General features: G+C 65.4%; 20 protein-coding genes and 1 pseudogene. 14 read left to right on the plus strand and 7 right to left on the minus strand.

Annotated elements, in window-relative coordinates:
• Positions 1–12 precede the first annotated feature (12 nt).
• The gene (locus QW887_RS22145; protein WP_316183949.1) at positions 13–723 is read left to right on the plus strand and encodes a glutamine amidotransferase-related protein; all 711 of its coding nucleotides are present in this window, start codon (positions 13–15) and stop codon (positions 721–723) included.
• 114 nt (positions 724–837) lie between these two features.
• Positions 838–1080: pseudogene (locus QW887_RS34950) on the plus strand (transposase); the annotation flags it as partial.
• Positions 1081–1213: 133 nt separating this feature from the next.
• On the opposite strand, the gene QW887_RS22150 reads toward QW887_RS34950, so the two are convergent.
• Positions 1214–2770 carry a glycine betaine ABC transporter substrate-binding protein gene (locus QW887_RS22150; protein WP_316183947.1) on the minus strand — a complete coding sequence of 519 codons (1557 nt, stop codon included), beginning with the start codon at positions 2768–2770 and terminating at the stop codon, positions 1214–1216.
• Positions 2767–3561, minus strand: coding sequence for an ATP-binding cassette domain-containing protein (locus QW887_RS22155; protein ID WP_316184304.1), 795 nt, complete (start codon positions 3559–3561; stop codon positions 2767–2769). The genes QW887_RS22150 and QW887_RS22155 overlap by 4 nt, the downstream gene beginning before the upstream one ends.
• 153 nt (positions 3562–3714) lie before the next feature.
• On the opposite strand from QW887_RS22155, the gene QW887_RS22160 reads away from it, so the two are divergent.
• From QW887_RS22160 to QW887_RS22180, 5 genes are all read left to right on the plus strand, one after another.
• Positions 3715–4521, plus strand: coding sequence for an ABC transporter ATP-binding protein (locus QW887_RS22160; RefSeq protein WP_409997663.1), 807 nt, complete (start codon positions 3715–3717; stop codon positions 4519–4521).
• A gap of 219 nt (positions 4522–4740) precedes the next feature.
• Positions 4741–5526 carry an ABC transporter permease gene (locus QW887_RS22165; RefSeq protein WP_315769078.1) on the plus strand — a complete coding sequence of 262 codons (786 nt, stop codon included), beginning with the start codon at positions 4741–4743 and terminating at the stop codon, positions 5524–5526.
• Positions 5527–5748: 222 nt separating this feature from the next.
• Positions 5749–6762, plus strand: coding sequence for an ABC transporter substrate-binding protein (locus QW887_RS22170; RefSeq protein WP_315713327.1), 1014 nt, complete (start codon positions 5749–5751; stop codon positions 6760–6762).
• 3 nt (positions 6763–6765) lie between these two features.
• Positions 6766–7482 (plus strand): NUDIX hydrolase, encoded by a 717-nt coding sequence (locus tag QW887_RS22175; protein WP_315713325.1) that lies wholly within the window; start codon positions 6766–6768, stop codon positions 7480–7482.
• Complete coding sequence (locus QW887_RS22180; protein ID WP_315713323.1) at positions 7479–8399, plus strand: polyphosphate kinase 2 family protein; 921 nt, start codon at positions 7479–7481, stop codon at positions 8397–8399. Before QW887_RS22175 ends, QW887_RS22180 begins: the two co-directional genes overlap by 4 nt.
• 252 nt (positions 8400–8651) lie before the next feature.
• Here QW887_RS22180 and QW887_RS22185 read toward each other — a convergent pair whose 3' ends face one another.
• Both QW887_RS22185 and QW887_RS22190 read right to left on the minus strand, forming a co-directional pair.
• Positions 8652–11417, minus strand: a complete 2766-nt coding sequence (locus tag QW887_RS22185; protein ID WP_316165998.1) for an EAL domain-containing protein — start codon at positions 11415–11417, stop codon at positions 8652–8654.
• 149 nt (positions 11418–11566) lie between these two features.
• Complete coding sequence (locus QW887_RS22190) at positions 11567–12826, minus strand: FecR family protein (protein ID WP_316183944.1); 1260 nt, start codon at positions 12824–12826, stop codon at positions 11567–11569.
• 127 nt (positions 12827–12953) lie between these two features.
• Here QW887_RS22190 and QW887_RS22195 point away from each other — a divergent pair, with 127 nt between their 5' ends.
• Positions 12954–14750, plus strand: a complete 1797-nt coding sequence (locus QW887_RS22195) for a ShlB/FhaC/HecB family hemolysin secretion/activation protein (protein WP_316194962.1) — start codon at positions 12954–12956, stop codon at positions 14748–14750.
• A gap of 15 nt (positions 14751–14765) precedes the next feature.
• Here the strand turns inward: QW887_RS22195 and QW887_RS22200 are convergent, their stop codons facing one another.
• Positions 14766–16013, minus strand: a complete 1248-nt coding sequence (locus tag QW887_RS22200) for a multidrug effflux MFS transporter (RefSeq protein ID WP_316174216.1) — start codon at positions 16011–16013, stop codon at positions 14766–14768.
• A gap of 205 nt (positions 16014–16218) precedes the next feature.
• Here QW887_RS22200 and QW887_RS22205 point away from each other — a divergent pair, with 205 nt between their 5' ends.
• Positions 16219–16560, plus strand: coding sequence for a YqfO family protein (locus tag QW887_RS22205; RefSeq protein WP_315713316.1), 342 nt, complete (start codon positions 16219–16221; stop codon positions 16558–16560).
• Positions 16561–16680: 120 nt separating this feature from the next.
• Here QW887_RS22205 and QW887_RS22210 read toward each other — a convergent pair whose 3' ends face one another.
• A complete protein-coding gene (locus tag QW887_RS22210) occupies positions 16681–18975 on the minus strand; it encodes a tetratricopeptide repeat protein (protein ID WP_316194964.1) in 2295 nt (764 codons plus the stop codon).
• A gap of 329 nt (positions 18976–19304) precedes the next feature.
• Here QW887_RS22210 and QW887_RS22215 point away from each other — a divergent pair, with 329 nt between their 5' ends.
• A complete protein-coding gene (locus QW887_RS22215) occupies positions 19305–19547 on the plus strand; it encodes a hypothetical protein (protein WP_315713314.1) in 243 nt (80 codons plus the stop codon).
• A gap of 134 nt (positions 19548–19681) precedes the next feature.
• On the opposite strand, the gene QW887_RS22220 is transcribed toward QW887_RS22215, so the two are convergent.
• On the minus strand, positions 19682–19939 hold the full coding sequence (locus tag QW887_RS22220; protein ID WP_315752759.1) for a hypothetical protein: 258 nt from the start codon (positions 19937–19939) through the stop codon (positions 19682–19684).
• On the opposite strand from QW887_RS22220, the gene QW887_RS22225 reads away from it, so the two are divergent.
• The 4 genes from QW887_RS22225 to QW887_RS22240 all read left to right on the plus strand — a co-directional run bounded on the left by QW887_RS22225 (position 19932) and on the right by QW887_RS22240 (position 24860).
• A complete protein-coding gene (locus QW887_RS22225; RefSeq protein WP_316166002.1) occupies positions 19932–22139 on the plus strand; it encodes an arylsulfatase in 2208 nt (735 codons plus the stop codon). The genes QW887_RS22220 and QW887_RS22225 overlap by 8 nt on opposite strands.
• A 412-nt stretch (positions 22140–22551) precedes the next feature.
• Positions 22552–23553 (plus strand): transporter, encoded by a 1002-nt coding sequence (locus QW887_RS22230; RefSeq protein WP_316194966.1) that lies wholly within the window; start codon positions 22552–22554, stop codon positions 23551–23553.
• 150 nt (positions 23554–23703) lie between these two features.
• Positions 23704–24336, plus strand: coding sequence for a CAP domain-containing protein (locus tag QW887_RS22235; protein ID WP_315825222.1), 633 nt, complete (start codon positions 23704–23706; stop codon positions 24334–24336).
• Positions 24337–24506: 170 nt separating this feature from the next.
• Entirely contained in the window at positions 24507–24860 is a 354-nt protein-coding gene (locus tag QW887_RS22240) for a hypothetical protein (RefSeq protein WP_316192854.1), read from the plus strand.
• Positions 24861–24864 lie beyond the last annotated feature (4 nt).

The raw sequence follows: 24864 nt of genomic DNA on the forward strand, positions 1-24864 counted from the left end.
CGGAGAGCGATCATGTCCGACGCCATAGCGATTGCGCTTGTTGGCGAATTCACCCCTTCCTTCCTGCCTCACACCGCAACCAACGATGCGATTGAGCATGCTCGGCTGACGCTGGAGGGACGAATTACGGCGGAATGGATCTCAACCGTCCAGCTGGAGGCCGGGGCAGCCGAACAGCTTCGGCGTTTTAATGCGATCTGGATTGTTCCCGGGAGCCCATACAAGAGCCTTCTCGGAGCCATCAATGCAATTCGTTACGCGCGCGAGAGCGGCGTTCCCCTCTTGGGGACTTGCGGGGGCTGCCAGCACGTTGTGATCGAATACAGTCGCAATGTCATGGGCTTCGAAGACGCCGCGCACGCCGAATATGATCCCTACGCCTCCAACCTCTTCATCACACCATTATCGTGCTCGCTCGTGGGGCAGACGATGGAAGTCAAAATCGAGCCGGGCAGCCTCGCAGATGCGATCTACGGGGGGAAGAATCCACGCGAGCAGTACTACTGCAATTTCGGACTGAACCCGGAGCATCAGCAGAAGCTACATGACGCAGGATTGAGAATCATTGGCACGGACGCATCCGGCGAAGCGAGGATTCTGACTATCCCCGCGCATCGCTTCTTCATTGCTACTCTCTATGTACCTCAGCTGACTTCGAGCATCACCCAGCCTCACCCGGTGATCCTTGAGTTTATGAGGGCTGCGATGGAATCTAACCGATGAGGTGCGGTTCTCGCGATGTCGGCAATCCGTTCGACGCAATATCGTAAGGTGCGGCTCTGGTCTCTCCTCTCTTGCCAGAGGCTGAGACTCTGATCGCCGACAAGGGGCTATGACAGCGATGCCTTCCGAGCGGCTCTCGCTAAGCGAGGAATAGAGCCTTGCATTCCGCCGCGGGCTGGGCGCAGATCGCCCCTAACATATTGCAAATCCCTGTATCGGCAGCGTCACAAGGTCGAGAATATGTTCGCCGGACTTAAGGACTGGCGACGTCTCTCCATGCGTTACGACCGCTGCGCTCACACATTCTTCAGCGCCATCTGTATCGCGGCAACTGTTATCTTCTGGCTCGATCAATGAGTCCTGACCCTAGTGCGTGTGGAGGTTGCGCCAACCACCACCGTCATTGCGAGCGAGCCGAAGCAATCCAGAGTCCTCGTGACGCCCTGGATTGCTTCGCTGCGCTCACAATGACGCGGCGAGACTGTGGGGCCTACTTCGACGTCTTACTCCACAGCCAGCGCGCCACCGCTTGCGGCGAGGACTCCGCGTCACTGCCGGAGGCGCGCAGATTGGCCTGCTGCATGGTCGCGATGTCGATGCGGCCGAGCAGCGGTCGTAACGCATCCTGCAACGCGCGGTCCTCGGCTCGCTTCGGCGACAGCAGCAGGATCGCGTCGTAAGGCGGGATCGCCTGCTTGGGATCGTCGAGCACGACGAGATCGTATTTCGCGATCAGGCCGTCGCTGGTGTAGCCGGCGATGACGTCGACCTCGCCGGAGGCGGCCGCGGCATACATGAAGTCGGGCTGCATCTGGCGCTGGGCGCGGAAGGCGAGGCCATAGGCGTCGCGCAGGGCCGCCCATTCCGGGCGCGAGAAGAACTCGTAGTCGCCGGCGATCGACATGTCGCTGGCGTGGCGCGCGAGGTCGGCGATCGAGCGGATGCCGAGCGCCTCGGCCGTCTTGCGCGGCATCACCAGCGCGTAGGCATTCTCGAAGCCGAGCTCGCCGAGCAGGGTGACCTTGTCCTTGGCGAGATCCTGCTTCAGTGCATCGAGCAGCGCAGCGCGCGGCAACTGCTCCTTGTGGTGAAACTGGTTGGTCCACAGCGTGCCGGAGTAATCGACGTAGGCGTCGATGTCGCCGTTCTTCAGTGCCTCATAGATCACGCTGGAGCCAAGCCCGGCGCGTGTCGTCGCCGAGAGACCGGCTGCCTGCAGCCGCTCGCTGATCAAGGCCGACAGCACATATTGCTCGGTAAACGTCTTGGCGCCGATCACGTAGCGTGCCGAGCCGCCGGCCAGCGAGGGCAGGAGACTCGCGCCGACCATGAGCGCGATGGTTGCGGTGCCAAGCCCGACACGGGCACGGCTGCGCCTGCGCAGGCCATCCTCGATCAGTGCCAGCAACTGATCGATGGCAAGCGCCAGCACGGCGGCGGCAATGCAGCCGAACACGACCAGCACCCAGTTCTGGGTCTGCAAACCTGCAAAGATGTAGTTGCCGAGCGAGGTCTGGCCGATCGGCGTCGACAAGGTCGCGGTGCCGATCACCCACACCGCAGCGGTGCGGATGCCGGCCATGATCACCGGCAGCGCCAGCGGCAGCTCCACCATCGTCAGCGCCTGGCGCTCGGTCATCCCGACGCCTTTGGCGGCCTCGATCAGGCTTGCGTCGACGCCGTTCAGCCCGGTGATGGTATTGCGCAGCACCGGCAGCATCGAATACAGCGCCAGCGCCAGCATGGCCGGCAGGAAGCCGAAGGCCGAGAACGAGAGCCCGAACCAGCGCAAGGTGAGTGCCGTCAGCGCCAGGAGCAGCGGATAGAACAGCGCCAGCAGCGCCAGTCCCGGCACCGTCTGCACCACGCTGGCGACGCCGAGCAGCAGATTGCGCAGGGCAGGGCGATTGCGCGCGAGCAGCGCCAGCGGAAAGCTCACGGCAAGGCCGAGCGCCAGCGCGGCGAGGCTCACGCGCAGATGGCTGCCGAGATAATCCGTGAGATGCGACAGCGCCTCGGTGAAGCGTGGATCGGACAGTGCGCTCATGCTGTGCCGCTTTCGGGCAGCAGCGCGGCCAGCCGCGCCGCCTGCCGGCGCGGCGTCGTCATCAGCTCCGTCACGTAGGGTTCACGGCTGGCCGCGAGCTCGGCCGGCGTGCCGATCTCGATCAGGCGTCCGCCGCGCATCACCGCGATGCGGTCGGCGAGCAGCAGCGCCTCGGTGATGTCGTGCGTGATCATGATCGTGGTTAGCGCGAACTGCTCATGCAGGGCGCGGTAGTCGCTGCCGAGCGCATCACGCGTCAGCGGATCGAGCGCGCCGAACGGCTCGTCCATCAGCACGATCTTCGGCCGCGCCGCGAGCGCGCGGGCGACGCCGACGCGCTGGCGCTGGCCGCCCGACAGCTCGTGCGGCAGCCGGTCGCGATGCGCCTTGCGGTCGAGCCGCACGAGGTCGAGCAGCTCGTCGACACGGTCGGCGATCTCGTTCGCGGGCGTACCCAGCAGCCTGGGGGTGATGCCGATATTGGCGGCAACCGTCATGTGCGGAAACAGCGCCCCGTTCTGGAACACGGTGCCAACCCGGCGACGCAGGCTGACAGGATCGAGGCCGGCGATATCCTCGCCGGCAATCCGGATCGCGCCGCCGTCCAGCTCGATCAGGCGGTTGGTCAGCCGCAGCAGCGTGGTCTTGCCCGAGCCGGAGCCGCCCACGATCGCCAGGAACTCACCCTCGGCGATCTCCAGCGAGACGCCGTCGACCGCGGTCACGGCGCCTGCCGGGCCGGGGAAACTCTTGCGGACGTTGGTGTAGACGATGAACGGCGTGCGCGGCATGCGGCCTTGCGGAATGTTGGCCTTAAGGTTGGCCTTAAGGTTGGCCTTGGGCTCAGTCAGACGACCTAGCACGTCCGGCCGCCGCGTTGAACTTCGCCGCGCAAGCGGCTAAGCCGTCCCGGCCATTCTCGGGGGAGGAACTTGGACGTGACGATGCCCACCGCCGCCGCGGTCGCGCTGGAGCGAACGACGGTGGCATTCCGTCTCGCCGGCGGACGCACCTACACCGCCGTCGAGACGGCGGATCTCAGCGTCGCCGATGGCGAGTTCGTCGCCATCGTCGGGCCGACCGGCTGCGGCAAATCCACCCTTCTCAACGTGGCGGCTGGACTGCTGAAGCCGGCCGCCGGCCACGTGCGCATCTTCGGCCAGCCTCTGGCCGGCCTCAATCGCGACGCCGGCTACCTGTTCCAGGCCGACGCGCTGTTCCCATGGAAGACCGCGCTGGAGAACGTCGCGATCGGGCTTGAGGTCGCGGGCACGCCGTCGAAGGACGCGGCCGCCAAGGCGCAGCAATGGCTGACCTCGGTCGGCCTCGGCGCATTCGGCAACCGCTATCCGCACATGCTGTCGGGCGGCCAGCGCAAGCGCGTGGGCCTCGCCCAGGTGCTGATCCGCAATCCGCGCATCATCCTGATGGACGAGCCGTTCGGGCCACTGGACGCGCAGACGCGGCAGATCATGGGCAATCTGCTGCTCGATCTCTGGAATGCCGACCGCAAGGCGGTGCTGTTCGTGACCCACGATCTCGAGGAGGCGATCGCGCTCGCCGACCGCGTCGTCATCATGTCGGCCGGCCCGGCCTCGCGCATCATCGGCGACTGGCGCGTGACCCTGCCGCGTCCGCGCGACATCTTCGAGGTGCGCATGAAGCACGAATTTCACGAGCTGCATCGCGAGATCTGGCAGACGCTGAAGGCGGAGGTCGAGAAGACCTACAAGCAGGCGGAGGCGGTGTGATGGGAGCCGTGACTCGTTCGATCATGGGAGCCTCGCTGTTTCCACTTGGACAGTGCACTCCCTCCCCCCTTGTGGGGGAGGGGCGGGGAGGGGGGTACCCCGGAAACACTGTTGGTTGGAGTACCCCCCTCCCCAGCCCTCCCCCACAAGGGGGGAGGGAGCGGAGCGGCGTGCGCGGCTCGCGCTTTGTCTCTGTCACCACGGGCGCGGAGTAGCGTAATGTCGCGTCTCGGTCTGCTCGCGCTGCAATTGCTGGTCGCGGTCGTCGCGATTGCGCTGTGGCAACTGCTCGCCACCGTGCCCGTGTTCGGGCGCATCTGGCTTCCGCCGTTCTTCTTCTCCAATCCGGTCGACGTGTTCGCGCAGGTGATCAAATGGTTCGCCACCGGGGCCATCTGGAAGCACCTCGCGATCACCTTGTGGGAGTCGATCCTGGCGTTCGCGATCGGCTCGCTCGGCGGCGTGCTGGTCGGCTTCTGGTTCGCGCGCAAGCCGCTGGTCGCCGCCGTGTTCGATCCCTACGTCAAGATGGCCAATGCGCTGCCGCGCGTGGTGCTGGCGCCGATCTTCACGCTGTGGCTGGGGCTCGGCATCTGGTCCAAGGTCGCGCTCGGCGTGACCTTGGTGTTCTTCATCGTGTTCTTCAACGTCTATCAGGGCGTGAAGGAGGTCTCGACCGTGGTGCGCGACAACGCCCGCATGCTCGGCATGAGCGAGCGGCAACTGATGCGCCACGTCTATTGGCCGTCGGCGCTGTCGTGGATGTTCTCGTCGCTGCACACGTCGGTCGGCTTCGCCGTCGTCGGCGCTGTCGTCGGCGAATATCTCGGCTCCGCGGCCGGCCTCGGCTATCTGATCCAGCAGGCCGAAGGCATCTTCGACGTCGCCGGCGTGTTCGCCGGCATGTTCGTGCTGTCGGCATTCGTCATCCTGATCGACATCTGCGTCACGCTTGTGGAGCGGCGGCTGCTGGTGTGGCGGCCTGACGCCGCCGAGGGCCGATGATGGCCGGGCTGCTGCGCCACCCGCCGCTGTCGTCCCCGCGAAAGCGGGGACCCATAACCACAGGGCGGCGTTTGTGGCACGCGGGACGACCAGTCTTTTCCAACCGGAACATCACGCGGTATGGGTCCCTGCTTTCGCAGGGACGACAGCGGAGTTTTGGGCGGCCTTCTCAATCTACGCCGACATGCCCAACCTGACTGACAACATGAACGGAGGAAACACATGAACAAGATGTTGAGCCGGGTCACCGGCGCGCTGCTGGCGCTGACGTTGAGCACTGGTCTCGCCAGCGCTGCCACCAAGGTCACGATCGCAATCGGGGGCGGCGCCTGCCTGTGCTATCTGCCGACCGTGCTGGCCAAGCAGCTCGGCGAATACGAGAAGGCCGGGCTCGAGGTCGAGCTGGTCGACCTCAAGGGCGGCTCGGATGCGCTGAAGGCCGTGCTCGGCGGCAGCGCCGACGTCGTCTCCGGCTATTTCGATCACTGCGTCAATCTCGCGGCCAAGAAGCAGGAGATGCAGTCCTTCGTCGTCTACGACCGCTATCCCGGTCTCGTGCTGGTGGTGGCGCCGTCGCACAACAAGGAGATCAGCTCGGTCAAGGATCTCGCCGGCAAGAAGGTCGGCGTCAGCGCGCCGGGCTCCTCGACCGACTTCTTCCTGAAGTACATGCTGAAGAAGAACGGTCTCGATCCGTCGGGCACCGCGGTGATCGGCGTCGGTCTCGGCGCCACCGCGGTGGCCGCGATGGAGCAGGGCCAGATCGATGCGGCCGTCATGCTCGATCCCTCGGTCACCGTGCTGCAGGGCAAGCATCCGGACCTCAAGATCCTCAGCGATACCCGCACCCAGCACGACACGCTGGAGGTGTTCGGCGGCGAGTATCCCGGCGGCGCGCTGTATTCGACCGCGGCCTGGATCGCCGGCCATGACAAGGAGACGCAGGCGCTGACCAACGCCATCGTGGCGACGCTGGGCTGGATCCATTCGCACACGCCGGAGGAAATCATGGCGAAGATGCCGGAGGAACTCGTCGGCAAGGACAAGGCGCTGTATCTCGCGGCGCTCAAGAACACCATCCCGATGTACTCGCAGACCGGCAAGATGGATCCGAAGGGCGCCGACGCTGTGCTCGCCGTGTTCAGCACCGGCTCGCCCGATGTCGCCAAGGCCAATGTCGACGTCAGCAAGACCTTCACCAACAAGTTCGTTGAGCAGGCGAAGGGGGCGAAATAGCGGATGACGGACGTCGTCATCCACCGCGTCACCACGCTCGACCTCAAGGTCGAGCCGTGGGACTGGCCGTTCGCGAAACAGCGCCGCGACGACATCGCGGCGCATTTCGCCGAATGCCAGCGCGCCAGGCCGGGGCTGTGGAACGGCCGCGTGCTGCTCGGGCGCAACCCGCGCTTCGCGGATAGCCGGTTCACCGCGAGCTATTTCGAGACCGATTTCGCCAGCCTGCTGGCGTGGCGCGACTGGGGCTTTCCGGATCGCACCGCCTTCAACGGCTTCGGCATGGGCGCGCTGCGTGCCGCCGACGGCGCCTTCGTGCTCGGCGAGATGGGCGCGCATACCGCCAATGCCGGCCGGCTGTATTTTCCCGCCGGCACGCCGGATCTCGCCGACGTCAGCGACGGCGTGCTCGATCTCGCCGCCAACGTCGCGCGCGAGGTCGAGGAGGAGACGGGACTCGCGCCATCGGACTATCAGGCCGCGGCGCATTGGGACTGTGTCGTGACCGGCGCGTCGATCGCGCTGATGCGCGTGCTCGACGCCTCTGACATGGGCGAGGCTCTGCAGCGCCGCATCGAGGCCAACCTCGCGGCTCAGGACGAGCCGGAACTCTGCTCGATACGGCTGGTTCGAAGCCGGAATGATCTGACTGCGGCGATGCCGCGCTTCGTGACCGCCTTCCTCGAAACGCAATTCAGCCCAGGAGAGCCGTCCTCATGAGCAAGAAACCGCGCACGCTGGCCGATGAGCTCGATGGTTTCATCTCGCCGTTCCGGATCGATGGCGGGCACAAGTTTCACCTCAAATCGCACAAGACAAAGGTCAAGGGCGGCCTCGCCAAGGAGGAGGGCGAGGCGATCATCGAGCAGAATCGGACGCGGCTCGCCGATTTTCAGGAAAGGCTCTATGCACAGGACCGCTGGTCGGTGCTGGTGCTGCTGCAGGGCATGGACGCCTCCGGCAAGGACAGCGCGATCAAGAGCATCTTCGAGGGCGTCAATCCGCAGGGCTGCGAGGTCACCTCGTTCAAGCAGCCGACCTCCAAGGAGCTGGACCACGACTTCATGTGGCGCAGCGCCATCGCGCTCCCCGAGCGTGGCCGCATCGGCATCTTCAACCGTTCCTACTACGAGGAATGCCTGGTCACGCGGGTGCATCCGGAGATCCTCAAGGCCGAGAAGCTGCCGCCGAGGCTGGTCACCAAGAACATCTGGCGCGAGCGCTTCGAGGACATCTGCGCCTTCGAGCGTTACTTGTCGCGCAACGGCACCGTGATCCTGAAGTTCTTCCTCAACATCTCCAAGGAGGAGCAGCGCGCGCGCTTCCTCGACCGGCTGGAGGAGCCGGCGAAGAACTGGAAGTTCTCGATGGGCGACATCACCGAGCGCGCGAAGTGGCATCGCTACCAGGCGGTCTATCAGGACATCGTGCGTCACACCTCGACGCCCTACGCGCCGTGGCACGTCGTTCCGGCCGACCACAAATGGTTCGCCCGTGTCGTCATCGGCTCGACCATCGTCGCCGCGCTGGAAAGCCTGGATCTGCACTTCCCGCGCGTCGATGCCGGCTCGCGCGAGGAGTTCAAGGCGGTGCGCAAGGCGCTCGAGAGCGAAGCCAAGGGCGGGAAGAAAGGGTGAGGGCGTAAGGCGCGGGCTGAGGCGAGAAGCCGAGGTGCACCTGCACTCTCTCGTCATTCCGGGGCGCGCGCAGCGCGAGCCCGGAATCCATAACCCCGATCGCCTGCGAGGGAGCAAGGTCCGTGCAACAGCGCGCCGTTGTCACCAACGACCGCCTGTGGCGATGGATTCCGGGCTCGCGCTACGCGCGCCCCGGAATGACGGCGGAGAGAGCGGTTGACCTGCGTTGGCTTCGAGCGTGAAACCTGAGCCTCACGCCGCGCCGGCTTGGCGCATCTCGTCGTCCACCTGCAGGAACCGCTGCGTGAAATCCGCCGCCGGCATCGGCTTGCCGAAGTGATAGCCTTGGCCCTGCTCGCAGCCGAGCCGGAGCAGAAACTCGGCCGTCGCCGCGTTCTCGATGCCCTCGGCGATCACGGACAGCCCGAGCTGCTTGCTCAGGCTGACCGTCGAGCCGACGATGGCCGCGTCGTCGGCCTGGGTCAGCACGTCGCGCACGAAGGAGCGGTCGATCTTCAGGCCGTCGAGCGGGAATTTCTTCAGGTAGCTCAGGCTCGCATAGCCGGTGCCGAAATCGTCGAACACCAGGCTGACGCCGAGCGCCTGCAGCCGGTTGAACGTCTGCAGCACGCCGGGTTCGTCGTGCAGCAGGATGTCCTCGGTGACTTCGAGCTCGAGCAGGCGCGGCGACAGGCCGGTCGACGTGAGCAGCTTGCTGACGAAGGCCGCGAGGTCGCCGGACTGGAACTGGGACGGCGAGAGGTTGACGCCGACGCGGATGTCGTGGCCGGCGAGCTGCCACTCCCGCGCCTGCCGGCAGGCGGTCGCCATGACCCAGGTCGCGACCGCCTCGGACAGATGCGAGGTGTTGACGACCGGAATGAAATCACCGGGAGGCACGAGGCCGCGCGTCGGGTGGCGCCAGCGGATCAGCGCCTCGGCGCCGATCACGCGGCCGCTCAACAGCTCCACTTGCGGCTGGTAGAACAGCTCGAATTCGTTCCGCTCGACGGCGAGCGCAAGCTCGGCCTCCAGCGTCAATCTCTGCTCGAGCTCGTGGCGGATGGCGCTCTCGAACAGCACGTGGCTGCCCCGCCGGTCCATCTTGGCGCGACAGAGGGCAAGGTGGGCATTGCTGAGCAGCTCGTCTGCCGAGTGCCCGCCCTCGGGATGCACCGCGATGCCGAGGGTGACCTTGACGCGCTGCTGGCGCGTGCCCGCGTCCAGCGGCGCCTCGAACAAATGCGACAGATGATCGGCGAGCTCGGCCACGGTGCCGCCGACGGCCGAGCAGGGAATGGCGACGGCGAACTCGTCGCCGCTGAGCCGGGCGACACGGCCCATGCCGCCGATCTCGGTGCGGAGCCGGTCGGCCGCCGCGCGCAAGACACTGTCGCCGTAGGCGTGGCCAAGCGTGTCGTTGATGCGCTGGAAGGCATCGAGCCCGATCACCAGCAGCGCGACCTGGTCGGCCGCGGCATCCGCGGTCTCGATCATGGCGGCGAGCTCGCTCTGCAGCGTGTTGCGGTTGACCAGGCCGGTCAGCGTGTCGTGCTCGGCGAGGTAACGAATGCGCTCCGCCTTGCGCTTGCGCACCGAGACGTCGCGCAGGATCACGCCATATTGCAGGCCGTCGGCGCCCTGCCAGGCGGAGAAGCTCGCCTCGACCGGAAACACCTCGCCGTCCTTGCGGCGGCCGTCGAACTCGATCGTGGCTCCGCCGGGCAGCAACGTCGCCGGCAGCGCCGCCTCCTGCTGCGGAAACAGGTCATGCGTATCGCTGCCGTCGGCGCGCAGGCGCGCGAAGGGCTGGCCGATGATCTCGTCGGCGCCATAGCCGAAGATCGCGACCGCGCCCGGATTCCACACCGTGATGCGCCGGTCGCGGTCGGTACAGACCAGCCCGTCGCCGATCGACATCGCGATTCGCTCGAAACGGCTCTCGGCGACGTGCCGCAGCAGGCCGCGGAAGTCGATCTCGTCGAGGGCCGTGGCCGCGAGATAGGCGACCAGCGCGATCTGCAGCAGCGAGGTGTCGAGCACCAGGGCGTAGCGGTCGTGCAGGAGCAGCGCCACGGCCTCGATCAGGACGCTGATCATGGCGATCAGCAGTGCGCGCCGCGCCGCCGAGAGGTGCCGCCAGCTCGCCAGCATGATGATGACGATCAGCAGCAGGCCGCCTACGGCGGCCGTCGTCGACGTCGACAGCAGGGTGCGGTGCTGAATGATGGACTCGGCCGCCAGCGCCTGCAGCATGACGCCGGGCAGAACGCGGCCGTTCGGCACGCTGTAGTAGTCACCGAGCTCGATGGCGGTCGCGCCGACGATCACCCGCTTGTCCTTGAGCCTGGACAGCGCCGCCGCGTCGCCGCGGACGACATCGACATACGACACCCGCGGCAGCGACGACAGATCGATGCCGTAGTCGACCAGGAAAGAGCTGTCCTTGACAGCATCGCTGCCGGCGAGGAACGCACCCATGGATTGCAGGAAGGTTTTCGCGCCGGCGGTCTCGCTATATTCGCCGAAAGCGTAGCTTCTGACGCGGCCATCGCGCGCCACTTCGATGTTCACGAAGGCCGACCATGCGAGCTGCTCGAACTGCGGCAGCGGCCGGTTGAGGTGAATGGCGGTGTCCTTCCCCGCCGCATCGAGCTGCCTGAAGGTCGGCAGCACGACCGAGCTCTTGGCATTCTGGAGCGCGGTCAGGAAGGCCTGATCGCCGGCCGCGTCGGACGGCGTGCTGAAATCCACGTCGAAGGCGACGTCGCGGACGCCGGCCCGCTGCAACTGCTCCAGCAGGCGCGCATGCTGGGTCCGCGGCCACGGCCAGACGCCGATGGCTTCGATCGAGCGCGGGTCGATCGCGACCACCGCGATCTCGCCGCTGGCGGGGCGATTGTCGAGGCGTAAGCGCAGGTCGACGAGGGCGTTGCTCAACAACTCGTGGCCGCCCGACAGGCCGACCGTCAGCAGCGCAACGACCACCAGAATATGCGGCATGAACCGCCTGAGCATGCCCTCTCCCGAATGTCTGCGTGCCACGTCGACGCCCGCGTTCGTGATCCCAACTTCATCCCGCTCCGACCGCAGAGCCATGGAACCCTGCAAGCCCGCGCTCCCCCATGACGACGCATGACGCAGGCGTTACGCTCGATCGGGACTCCCTAATTCTTGCTGTGGCCGTAAGCGTGGGCGTTGCCGTTGCCATGATTGCCATTGTCATGGTCGCCGCTGTTGCCGTTACCGTTGCCGCTATTTCCGTTACCGCGGTTACCGTTACCGCTGTTACCGTTGCCGCTGTTGCCCTGGCCGTTGTTGCCGTTGCCATTGCCGCCATTGTTGCTGCCGCGGCTGCCACCGTTGGCGTTGCCGTTGCCGGCGTCGCCATTTCCGGCGGCATTGGCGCTGGCGGATCCGCTTGGCGAACCGACCGCCGCGGTGACGGCGGCTGCTATCGAGGAATCTCCCGACGTGCCGCTTGCGGTGGCCGAGTTGCCCGTCGCATTGCCGCTGTTGCCGCGCGCATCATTCCAGGCGGTGCTTCGCCCTCCACCGGCGGCCGGCGTGTGGGCGCCGTGGGCGAGGCCGCGTGTCGCCTTCTGGATGTTCAGGTTGACCTCGCCGATCGATGACGAGATCCGCACCACGCCGGGCTTCGCGCTGCCGAAGGCGGCCGCAGAATGCTGCTGAGCGGCGACCGTTGTACCGGGGCGCGCGGCCGAGCCGTCGGCGTTCAGCGCGTGGATCACGCTGCCCTTGGCCTCGCGCGGCGCCTGCAGGCCGTCGCGCGGCACCGGAACACGATCGATCGTGGAGGCGCGCGGGCGGCCCTGCTCGATCGGGCTGAAGGTGCCGGCGCCGGACAGGCTCAGGCCGGCGCGGCCGGTCGCAAAGGCGGTGGCGGCCTGACCGGGCATCACCTGGGCGATCTGGCCGGTCTTGAAATCCGACACCTGCACCTGGCCGCGGCTGACCTCGACCTTGGTGCTGCGGCCTGAGATCGTGACGCTGAACTGCGTGCCCTTGACCACGGCGGCGAGATAGGGCGTCTCGACCTCGAAATGCTGGACGTTGCGTTTCTCGACGTCGAGCAGGATCGAGCCGGCGCGCTGCAGGATGGTCGTCGCCATGCCGTCCGTGGGCGCGGCGGGCAGGCCGACCTCGGAGTTCGGCGCGATCACGATCGTCTCCGCGCCGCGGGTCAGGCGGACGCGGCCGGTCGGCCCGGTGCGGATCGTATCGCCTGGCTTGAGCGGGTCCTCGCGACCGAGCGAGACCTGCGCTGCGCCCTGGGTGGTGACCCAGACCTCACCGGACGATTTGCTCACCAGCCACGGCTCACCGTCGGCCGCGAATGCGGCCGGCATTGCACCGAAAAGGCACGCGGCGATCAGTCCCGGTATCAGGAAGCTCTTGGATGACATGGCACGAACTCGCATCGTTGGCGGCTTTTGAAACTAATCGAAATGTTTCAAGAGACCCTTAGGAGTTGCAGCCGTGTTTTCCTCACGCATTTACGCTTCGTTGACCTTAACAAACTAAAAACGAGGCATGCGCGCTGGTTGTGTCGACGGAACTGGGAGGACTGCGGGTTGGCGCGACTTAGCGGCCGTACCGCACGGCTCGCGACGGCTGCATGGAACCGCGATCGCCGCCGGCATTTCCCTGTCGGCGTTGCTGTTTGCAGCGACGGCCCATGCGCAGCAGGTCGGCCAGCCGAGCTTCGATCCGCGGCAGACCGAGCGATATTTCGACGAGCAGCAGTCGCGGTCGACGCAGCCGCCGCCGCGGCCGCGTGCGCCGCAATTCGCGCCCCAGGGCGGCGGCGATCGCAAGCCCTTGTTCACCATGCGCGGTGTCACGCTGACGGGGGCGTCCGCGCTGCCCGCCGAGCAGCTCGCCGCGAGCTATCAGCCCTATCTCGGCAAGCCGGTGTCGCAGGCCGACCTCGCGGCGATCACGACCGCGATCAGCGATCAGTACCGCGCCGCCGGCTACCATCTCAGCCGTGCGATCATACCGCCGCAGGACATCCATGATGGCCGGGTGCGCATCCAGATCATCGAAGGCAGCATCACCGAGGTGACCTTGAAGGGCGCCGGCGCGGAAGAGTTCGGCATCAGGCCGATGCTCGGCCCCGTGCTGGCCGAGCAGCCGTCCCGGCTCGCGACACTGGAGCGGCAGTTGCTGCTGATCAACGGCCGCGGCGGCGTCCGTCTGGTCGATTCCGCGCTGGAGGAGATCGGCGGCACCACCGGTCGGTTCCGCCTGGTGATCGAGCTGCAGACCTGGCACGTCTACGGCTTCGCTGGCGTCGACAATCTCGGCTCGTCGACCGTCGGTCCCTGGCAGAACTACGCCACGGCCGCCTTCAATTCCTATCTGCTGCCGGGCGACACGCTCACCGCCAACCTGTCGACGACGCCGGGAGATCCGCGCCAGCTCGCGTTCGGCCGGCTGTCCTATGAGGTGCCGGTCGGCACCGACGGCGCCTATGTCGGCGCCTCCGCGCTGTACAGCGAGGTCCGGCCGGGCGACCGGAGACGGCTGTTCAACGACAACACGGTGACCGAGACGCTCGAGCTGCGCGGCGGTATCGCGCCGATCCAGTCGCAGCGCGCCTCGCTGAAACTGAATCTCGCAGCCGCCTTCAGCGACGTGACCGAGCGCGACCTGTTCGGCATCTGGTATCGCGATCGCATCCGGACGCTGACCTTCACCGCCGACTACCGCTGGAAGGATGATGTCGGCGGCGACAGCTACCTGACGCTGGCCTACCGGCAGGGCCTGAACGCGTTCGGGGCGACGCCGCTCGACGATCCCCTCGCGTCGCGCGCGGGCGCCTCGCCGAGCTTCTCGGTCTTCAACGGCTGGTTCGCGCGCTATCAGACATTGTCCGAGGCGTGGTCGCTGAAGCTCGCCGCCGCCGGCCAGCTCGCCTCGGGTCCGCTGTACAATTCGCAGCAGTTCTATCTCGGCGGCCTCGCCTATGGCCGCGGCTATGGCAGCGCCGAGATCAGCGGCGACAATGGCGTCGCCGGCACGTTCGAGGTCCGCTTCGAGCAGAAACCGAACTGGCAGTATCTCACAAGCTATCAGCTCTACAGCTTCTTCGATGCCGGGCTCGCCTGGAACGACGGCTTCCGGCCGGCCGACGGCGTCGCGCTGACCTCGGCGGGCGCCGGGGTGCGCTTTACCTTCCCGAACGACTGGCGCGCCGATCTCGGCGTCGCCGCGCCGCTCAGCTACCGCGCGCCGGGCAACACGACGCGCAGCGCGCGTCTGCTGCTGACGCTGTCGAGCGTGCTGAAGCTGTGCCCGCAGCGCGGGCAGGGGCCGTGCATTTGAGGCCCTCGGCGGCGGTCAGACCGGCTTGCCTTGGCCGTGGAACAGCCGGCCCTTCTCGGTGATCAGTACGATGACGAGCGCGCTCGACGTGCAGGCCAGGAAGCCCGCGGCGAACGGCAATGCCGTGCCGTCGAACGCCTGGCCGACGACGGCGCCGGCGGCCATGCCGAGCAGGGTCGTGATCGAGCCGTAGAGCGAAGACGCGGTGCCGGCATTGGCGCGCTGCGGCTCCATCGCCAGCGCGGTGAAGTTCGCGAACATCAGGCCGAACGAGAACATCATGCCGGCGGATAGCAGCATGAACAGCCACAGCGGCAGCGTGCCGAGGATCGCCGCGCTGAAGCAGGCCAGCGCGATGACGACGCTGCCGACCAGCGCGCCGTGCGAGATCATGCGCATGCCGAGCCGGCCGACGAGGCGGGCGTTGAGGAAGCCGGCGACCGCGATGGTCACCGCGATCGCCGCGAAGGCGAGCGGGAAGTAGTGGCCGAGATGATAGACGCCGGTGAACAGTTGCTGCGAGGACAGGACATAGCCGAGCACGGCGCCGAAGATGCCGCTCGCCGCGAGCGCATAGCCCAGCGTCTGACGATTGGTGAGGGTGTTGCGGAAGGCCCCGACGATCTCTTTGACCGAGAACGGCTTGCGCTCGCTCTCCGGCAGCGTCTCGGGCAGCCGTGCGGCGGTCCACAGCAGCGTGACGATGCCGTACAAGGTCAGCACGACGAAGATGCCGCGCCACTGCGTCAGCAGCATCACCGCCTGGCCGAACGACGGCGCGATCACGGGAATGGCGATGAACACCATCATCGCCAGCGAGACGACGCTCGCCATGCGGCGGCCGGCATAGCAGTCGCGCACGATCGAGGTCGCGATCACCCGCGTCGCCGCGGTGCCGAGACCTTCCAGCGCGCGCGCCAGCAGCAGCATCTCGAAGGACGGCGCGGCGATCGCGAACAGGCTGGCGACCGCATACAGCACCATGCCGCCGATCAGCACCGGGCGCCGGCCGAAGCTGTCGGACAGCGGGCCGATCACGAACTGGCCGAGACCGAAGCCGATGACGAACGCCGTCAGCACCGTCTGCAGCCGGTTGGCGACGTCGATATGGAACGAGGCGCCGATGTTCGGCAGCGCCGGCAGCATCATGTCCATCGCCAGCGGATTGAGCGCCATGATCGCCGCGACCACGATGACGAATTCGGTGAAGCCCATCGGCCGGTGACGGACGATCTCGATGGTGTCGGCACTGGTATCAGCCAAGGCGCGGGCCTTCCATGGTGTTGGGAATGCGGGAGAGGTCACCGATAAGTATCGGGTTTGCTGCGTCGCACAAGACGTGTTTCGGAATGGCTGGTCACCGGCGCCGGCGCTTTCGCGATTGTGACCGGTTGTGACCCGCTGAAAATTGCGCCAGCGGCGACGCGATGGTAACGGCCGTGTGATCGACGTCCGGATCCAGGCCAGCATGAAGACCTACAAGATCGTCGTCTATGTCCCTGAAGCGGCGGGCGACGCCGTGCGCCGCGCGATGGGCGAGGCCGGCGCCGGCCGCATCGGCAATTACGACCACTGTTCGTTTACGGCGAAGGGCGTGGGCCGGTTTCGTCCGCTGGCAGGCGCCAACCCGGCCGTCGGCGCGGTCGGCCAGCTCGAGACGGTCGAGGAGGAGCGCATCGAGACCGTCTGCGCCGAGGACCGGCTGAAAGCCGTGCTACAGGCGATCCGCGCGGCGCATCCCTATGAGGAGCCGGCGATCGATGTCTACCCGATCGAGGTGGTTGCGTTGCGATCCGCCGACAGTGCTTGATCTCATTGAGGAACCGTTCGACTTTGTTGCGTCCCTGGTCATTTCAGCGTCGATTTCGCGCTCGCTCCATTCGAGGTTCTCGGGCGCCCTTTGTGAGCTCAAGCAGGAGAGCCTGCTATCTTAGTTTGGCTTGTCAATCTGCCGCCTGATCTCGCCGATGAACGCCGCCAGATTCCGGTCCTCCGGCGTCATGATTGCGAGCCTTTCGGCGTAGCCCAGCGCCGCCCTTGCATCGCCTGTCGCGCGGCTGAGCGAAACCAGTGCGGACAGCACGTCCCTATCGCTGGGATGGCTTTCCAGAGCCTCCTTTAGGACCGTCATTGCTTCGTCGGCTCGCCCGCCGGAATGCAGCGCTACCGCGTAGACATAGATATAGCGTGCGCGACCCGGTTCGAGTTCGGTTGCTCTGCGCAATTCGGCGAGCGCCTCGTCGTGCCGCTTCAGCCGGGTCAAGGTCAGGCCGAGTGCGTGATGCGCGGCCGCGTCGGCAGGTGATGCCGCAATTGCTCCGCGCAGAACGGTTTCTCCGTCGCCGTCGCGGCCAATTTGGCGATAGAGGTCGGCCAGATTGATGGCGGCCGCCGCATAGTGCGGGCTGAGCCTGAGGGCTGCCTTGTACTCGGTCTCTGCGTCCCCGGTCTGTCCGCGCAAGGCCAGGAAGTTTGCCAGTGCGGTGCGGGCCTCGGGCCGTTCGGCATTGGCGCGCTGCGCCGTGATGAATTCGTGTGCCGCCTGATCGAAGCGTGCGCGATCGGGCAGCGGCTGGCTTGCGGTCGGAACGGAAGCGAGCAGGGAGGCGACCCTGATCCGCACGCCACGCACGGGATCGGTGAGCAGCGGCGAGACCAGCGGCCAGATCTGGCCGGCAGGCACGTTTTCCAGCATGTCCAGCGCGCCGATCCGCACCATGGGATCGGGATCGGCCAGGGCTGCCCGTGCGGTCGCAATGTTCGCCGGAGCGATGCGCGAGGCGAGTTCGCCGAGCGCGCTCGCACGCGCCACGGCCGGCGCGTTCCTGTCCGCGGCCAGAAGGCCAAGCAGCGCGGCGGCGTCGGCCTGGTCGCTGCGTGCTGCGCGGAACGCGGGCCCATAGGTCTGGAAGCCCTTTCGGTCGGGCCCGAACCATTGCTCGATCGCAGCGGCGGCCCATTGCGCCGGCTTGTCGCTGTGGCAGTCGTTGCAGGCGTTCGGGGTCCCCAGCTCGACCGAAAGATCAGGGCGCGGAACGCGGAAGGCGTGATCGTGACGCAGGTCGATCTGCATATAGGTGCGCGCCGGCATGTGGCACGACATGCAGGTCGGCGCCGGATCGGCGCCCGCGTGATGGCGATGCTTCGCATCGGCGTATTTTTCGGACGCATGGCATTGCAGGCAAACGCCTTCGCCGGAGGCTCGGAGCTTTGCGCCGTGCGGCTCGTGACAATCGCTGCAGGTCACGCCGGCGGCAAACATCTTGCTCTGCTTGAACGGCGTATAGTTGTAGGGCTCCTCCACATCGCGGATCTGGCCATCGGCATGATAAGTGGTCCGCGCGAGCGCCTCGACAATATGGGTCTGGGACAGCGATTGACCGGGTGCCCAGTCCTCGCTGAAGCCGGCACGGCGCGCGTGGCATAGCCCGCACGTCTCGACCTCCTTTCGCAACGCGGCCGGCGCGGCTGAGCGCGTCGCATTTCCGCTCCGCGGATCGATCGGCCAGGTGACGCCGCGCCGTTCGTCGAAACGGACCAGCAGTCCCTTGCTCGGATCCTCGTGCTTGCCGAATGGCCACCAGTGTTGCTTGTCACGGGCCCAGGCGGCGTGGGCGGAGCCCTGACCGTGACAGGTCTCGCAACCGACGCTGATTTCCGCCCATGTCGTCGCGAAGCGATCCGTCGCGGCGTCGTAATGCTTGCGCACGCCGGTCGAGTGGCATTCCGCGCACATGAAGTTCCAGTTCTGGTTCAGCTTGGTCCAGTGCAGGACGTCGTCATGCTTGATCTCTTCCTCGGGATGGAGATGGAACCAGCGCTGGCCGCCTTTGTCCTTGGGCCGGCCGTCCCATGCGATCGGCAGCGCCTGGATGCGCCCATCTGGAAACTCGACGAGATATTGTTGCAGCGGATCGACACCGAACGTGTACTTCACCTCAAACACGGCAAGCTTGCCGTCGGGCCCGTCGGTTTCGACCATGAATTTTCCGCCATCGCGGAAGAGGCGGGAATGCACACCGAAGTAGTCGAAGCTCTTGTTGAAATCGCCGAGCACCGTCTTGTCGGTCGCGTGCGCCATCGCGGCCTTGTGCTGCGAAATATCCCATAATTTGGCTTCCGCCTGATGGCAGCCGGCGCAGCTTTCGCTGCCCACATAGGTGGCGACGAATGAGGCCTGCGCCGTGGAGGCCGGTCCGTCGGCCTTGAGGAGATGAAGAACCATGCCGACCACCAGCACGAGCGCGATCGTGACCGCTACTGCTATCCAGATCGCGCGCCTGGAGAAGGCCGTTTCGCCGGAAGCAAGCCGATCCGCCGGCGCAGCCGGTGATGGGGCCGCGGCGGATCCCTTCCGCGGTCCCTTCGTGCCGGCTTTTGGCGGCCTGCGTGTCAACGCTTGTACCTCACGCCCCAAATTGGTCAGCTTGCGATCAAGCTGCTCCGTCGGTCATTTCCGCACATGCAGGAATGTCTGCCAAGGTCGCTTGACCTGCATCAAGGTGTGCCTCCCGGAGGGGCCGATGATGAGCTTTCCGATGGGAGGATGCCAAGATGAAATTATCAGTTGCCCTGACAGGGCTGTTGCTGGTGACGGGGTTCGTAGCCGCGAGCACCGAAAGGGCAAGTGCCGTGGTGTATTGTCAGTATGTCGAGTATCCCGTCGGCTGCGTCGTCAGGCCCGGCGTCGTGCTGCGGCCCCGCCCGGTGGCGCGCGCCGTGGTGGCCCCAGGCGTGCGCGTGCGGGGAACGCCGATGAATCGAGGCGGGCCGGTCAATCGCGTCGGCAGACGCTAGAATTATAGAATTATCGCTCTCCGCGAGCCGGTTGGGCCGGCCGAACGTCATTGCCCGCGCCGATGATCGCGATTTGTGGGCAGGATCGTTCCGGCAGCGAGAAGCCGTGTCAATTGTCTCATTTGTCAATTGTCTCATCCAAAGGCAGTGATCATGAAGCGAATGAAGTTGGCTGCGTCGGTGCTGTCGTTGACGACGCTACTCGTGCTTCCAGCATTGGCCCAACAGTCGGCGCCGCCGAGTGCTGTGTTGCCGACCGAGCGATCGGTTCTGCCGATTCCTGAACCGAACCCTCCACACAGCACCGTATTCGATGCGCGCGATGCGCCGCCGCCGCCGCGGTTTGAAGTCAAGGCGCCGGCCGGTGCACCCAATGTACTGATCGTGCTCATCGACGACATGGGCTTCGGCCAGTCGAGCGCATTTGGCGGCCCGATCAGGATGCCGACGGTCGACCGCCTCGCCAACGAGGGTCTCCGCTACAACGAGTTTCACACCACGGCGCTTTGTTCGCCGACCCGCGCGGCGCTGCTCAGCGGCCGCAACCATCACATGAACAATTTCGGTTCGATCGCGGAAACCGCGACGTCCTTCCCGGGACAGACCGGTCAGCGTCCCAACAATGTCGCGTCCGTCGCGGAGATGCTGCGGTTGAACGGCTACAGCACGGCGCATTTCGGCAAAAATCACGAGACCGCGGCATGGGAGGTCAGTCCCTCTGGCCCGACCGACCGCTGGCCGACGCGCCAGGGCTTCGACAAGTTCTATGGCTTCATGGGCGGCGAAACCAATCAATGGGCGCCGCTGATCTACGATGGCATGACCCAGGTCGAGCCGTCGAAGGACCCGAACTATCATTTCATGACCGACATGACCGACAAGGCGATCGACTGGATGCGGTCGGAGAAATCGCTGACGCCGGACAAGCCGTTCTTCATGTATTTTGCACCCGGCGCCACCCATGCCCCGCATCAGGTGCCCAAAGAATGGATCGCCAAGTACAAGGGCAAGTTCGATCAGGGCTGGGACAAGCTGCGCGAGGAGACGTTGGCGCGGCAGATCAAGCTCGGCGTGGTGCCACCCGATACCAAGCTCGCCCCGAAGCCGGACGCCATCCAGGACTGGGACAAGCTGAGCGCTGACGAGAAGAAGCTGTTCGTGCGCCAGATGGAAGTATTCGCCGGATTTGGCGAATACACCGACACCGAGATCGGCCGCCTGATCGACGCCATCAAGACAACGGGCCAACTCGACAATACGTTGATCTTCTACATCGTCGGCGACAACGGCGCGAGTGCCGAAGGCGGCGCGAACGGCCTGTACAACGAGATGACCTATTTCAATGGAGTGCAGGAAACCGTCCAGGACGTCTTGAAGCACTATGACGAACTCGGCGGTCCCAACACCTACGGCCATTACGCGGCCGGCTGGGCGGTCGCTGGCGACACTCCGTTTACCTGGACCAAGCAAGTGGCCTCGAGCTATGGCGGCACCCGCAACGGCATGGTCGTCCATTGGCCGAAGGGGATCGCGGCGAAAGGTGAGCTTCGTCCGCAGTGGCATCACGTCATCGACATCGTGCCGACCATTCTCGAAGCAGCGAAACTGCCTGAGCCCAAGAGCGTAAATGGAACGGTCCAGACTCCCATTGAAGGCGTAAGCATGGCCTACAGCTTTGCCGACGCCAAGGCGCCGAGCAGGCATGTGACGCAGTATTTCGAAATCTTCGGCAACCGCGCGATCTACAGCGACGGCTGGCTTGCCGGCACGGTGCACCGGGCGGCCTGGGAAACCAAGCCGCGGCGGCCGCTCCAGCAGGATATCTGGGAGCTTTACGATGCGCGATCGGACTTCAGCCTGAGCAACGATCTGGCTGCCAAAAATCCGGACAAGCTGAAGGAGATGCAGGAGCTGTTCCTGAAGGAAGCAGTGAAATACAACGTGCTGCCGCTCGACGACCGCACCCTGGAGCGCACCAACGCGGCGCTGGTCGGACGTCCCGACCTGATGGCGGGCCGCACCAGCCTGACGGTCTACGAAGGCATGATCGGGATGACGGAGAATGTCTTCATCAACCTGAAGAACCAATCGCACGCCATTACTGCCGATCTGGACATCCCGAAGGGCGGAGCCAATGGCGTCATCATCGCTCAGGCCGGACGGTTCGGTGGCTGGACCTTCTACCTGAAGGACGGCAAGCCGACCTACACGTATAATTTTCTCGGTCTGCAGCGATACACCGTAACCGCCAAGCAGGCTCTTCCGGCAGGCAAAGCCGCACTGCGCTTTGAGTTCGCTTATGACGGTGGCGGCCTGGGCAAGGGGGGCGTGGGTACGATCCTCGTGAACGGAAAGACCGTCGCGACCGGCCGGATCGAACGAACCCAATGCTGCTTCTACTCCGCGGACGAAGGCGCAGACGTCGGTGCCGATGAAGGCACGCCTGTTACCGAGGCCTACAAGGTGCCGTTCAAGTTCACAGGGAAGATCGGCAAGGTGACGATCGATCTAGTGGGTATGAAGAAGGCCGACAATGAAGAAGCCGTCCAGGCCCGCAAGGCAGCGGCTTTGAAGAAAGGACTGTCCGATTGATGCGCTCTTCGTGCTCGCCAGGTCAGTGATCGGTCCCTTGAGAAGGAGCGTGCAATGCAAATAGCCAATCTGGCGACGATCCTTCTGGCTTCAAGCTGAGGGGGCGTCGGGCAAAATGCAAGCACCGTGGAGCCGAGGTTCTCGGGTGGAAGTTCCGGATCAAGACGCTTGAGAAAGATCTGACCGAGGTACCCAGAAGTGGCATCGCTACGATCATGTCGGACGAGTTTTTCAATGTCTACGACAAGACCGGACGGGGGATGAGCGACTACAAGCCGTAGTCGTCGACGACAACTCAGGCATGCCGCCTGAAATGGGAGCGTTGGGGGGATTACGATTGCAGCGCGATAGATCGGGACGCAGGTCCGGCTTCCTGCGATTGTGGCTGAGCGGCGTTTTCGCGTCCGCCGCGTTGGCTTCTTTTTCGCCTCTGGTCGCCCATGCCGATGAGAGCGGCATCTCGTTCTGGCTGCCGGGATTGTACGGCAGCCTCGCCGCAACGCCTGCCACACCGGGCTGGTCGGTGGCTGCCATCTACTATCATACGAGCGTGGGTGCCTCAGGCGCGGCCGCGGCGTCGCGCGAGTTCCAAGTCGGACGATTTTCTCCGACCGTCAACATCGATCTCAATCTGGCTTTGCGCGGCCAGGCCGATCTGATGTTCGTCGCGCCGACCTACACGTTTGCGACGCCCGTACTCGGCGGCCAGTTGTCGGCGACGCTGGCCAGCGTCTACGGCAGAAATTCCGCGAGTATCGCCGGTACGTTGACGACGGTTGCCGGTCCGATCGTCAGCACGCGCACCGGATTCCTCGAAGACGCACTCGTCTCTTACGGAGATCTCTATCCGACCGTGAAGCTGAAGTGGAATAACGGCGTCCACAACATCATGGTCTACGGCGCCGGCGATATTCCCGTCGGCGACTACAGTCGGAACCGGCTGGCCAACATCGGCATCGGTCACGGCGCCATCGACTTTGGCGGCGGCTACACTTTTCTGAATCCGGCGACCGGCACGGAATTTTCGGCCGTCGGGGGCTTGACCTACAATTTCAAGAATCCCGATACCGGGTACCAGAGCGGCATCGATTTCCATCTGGACTGGGGCGTGTCGCAGTTCCTGTCGAAGCAGGTCTTCGCCGGCTTCGTTGGCTACGCCTATCAGCAGATTACCGACGACGTCGGTCAGCCCGCCGCTCTCGGCAGCTTCCGCTCGCGCGTCCTCGGCGTTGGCCCGCAGATCGGATATATTTTCCAGATCGGCAGCAATCAGGCGTTCCTGGGGCTGAAGGGATATGGCGAGTTCGACGCCGCCAACCGGCCGTCGGGCTGGAACACGTGGCTGACGTTCTCGATCTCGGAGGCCGCGCCCGCCAGCATGATTGCGCCGACTTGGCACAAAGTGTCGAAATAGAATAGAGAAGTATCGACCGCCCGCATTGGACTGAATTCCGGCATTGTCATATCGGGTGGTTCCGCGGCGGTCCAGCACGTCCGTCGCTTCGGATCAAAGCGGGATCGAGCGACCGTTACCTACTCCGGATTGATGAGCACGTGTCCTAGCATGCGGGAGCTTCGTTTCACGTTGCGCGGCTTTCGCGCGGTTTTGGTTGCAGCGCTGCTGGCGCTGTCGGCCCATGCGGCATTTGCCGGCGACTCCGCACCGGCCGATCAGATCTCGGCGTTTCGGCTCGCGCATGGCGAAGGCCGCGTGACGCGCGACGCGACGCTCGACCGCATCGCGATGGAGCAAGCGCGCGCGATGGCCGACAAGGACGATCTCAGCCACGAGGTGCTCGGTCCCTTCACCCGCCGTGTGGCTCCGTCGAAGGCCGGCCGCGCGGCCGAGAACATCGCCTATGGCTACGACAATTTCGACAAGACGCTGGGGCAGTGGATCAACTCGGCGGGGCACCGCAAGAACCTGCTGCTTCCCAAGGCGACCAAGGTCGGCATCGCCAGCGCGAAGAACGCCAGCGGCAAGCGCACCTATTGGGCGATGGTGATCGCGGGCGACTACGAGACCGACAGGCCGAAGGGCGCTCCGAAGAGCAAGGCCAAGGCCGTCGTCGCGCAGGCCGCGACCCGATCCGCGAAAGGCGACGCCAAGCCGGCGACGCGCTGGGGCGCCAAGCCGCCGGCGTCCGCCTCCAAGGACTGCCACCTCAGCATCAAGGTGATCGGTCTCTGCATCTGAGTGCAGGGATCGGTGGGCCTCGGCTGGACGCCACGCCTGCCGCGCGATCACGGCGTTGTGCGAACAGCGCACGTTGTCGGGGTGAGCTTTATCAGATATACAATCAATGGTTGTCTTTTGGGCAGCCACTATTGTGAAGATTTTTCATCTCATTTTGTAAGGAGACCATCATGGCAGTCATTGAGCAGACCTCGGCCACCAGCACCAATCCGCAGACCGTCTCAGCGTCCTACCAATGGTCGCTCACGTCCTACGAGGAGCAGGGCAATCTGTGGCTCACGTGGAGCACGAACTCGCCGTTCCGCGCGCAGCAGGGGCAGATCTCCGTCTACAGCGGCAGCAGCTTCCCCTCCGATCCTCAGAAGGACCGCAAGGCCTGGTCGTGGGACAACGAGCACGGCGGCGGCTCGGGATGGGACACGGGCTTGCGCTACGGCTCCGACTGGCACTGCGCCTGGATCGCCGAGAAGAGCCCGAACGGGCCCTACGCCTACGTGGTCAAGCTCATCACCAAGGTCGCCTGAGCTG

Source organism: Bradyrhizobium sp. SZCCHNRI3052 (assembly GCF_032484895.1).
Classification (GTDB): Bacteria; Pseudomonadota; Alphaproteobacteria; order Rhizobiales; family Xanthobacteraceae; genus Bradyrhizobium.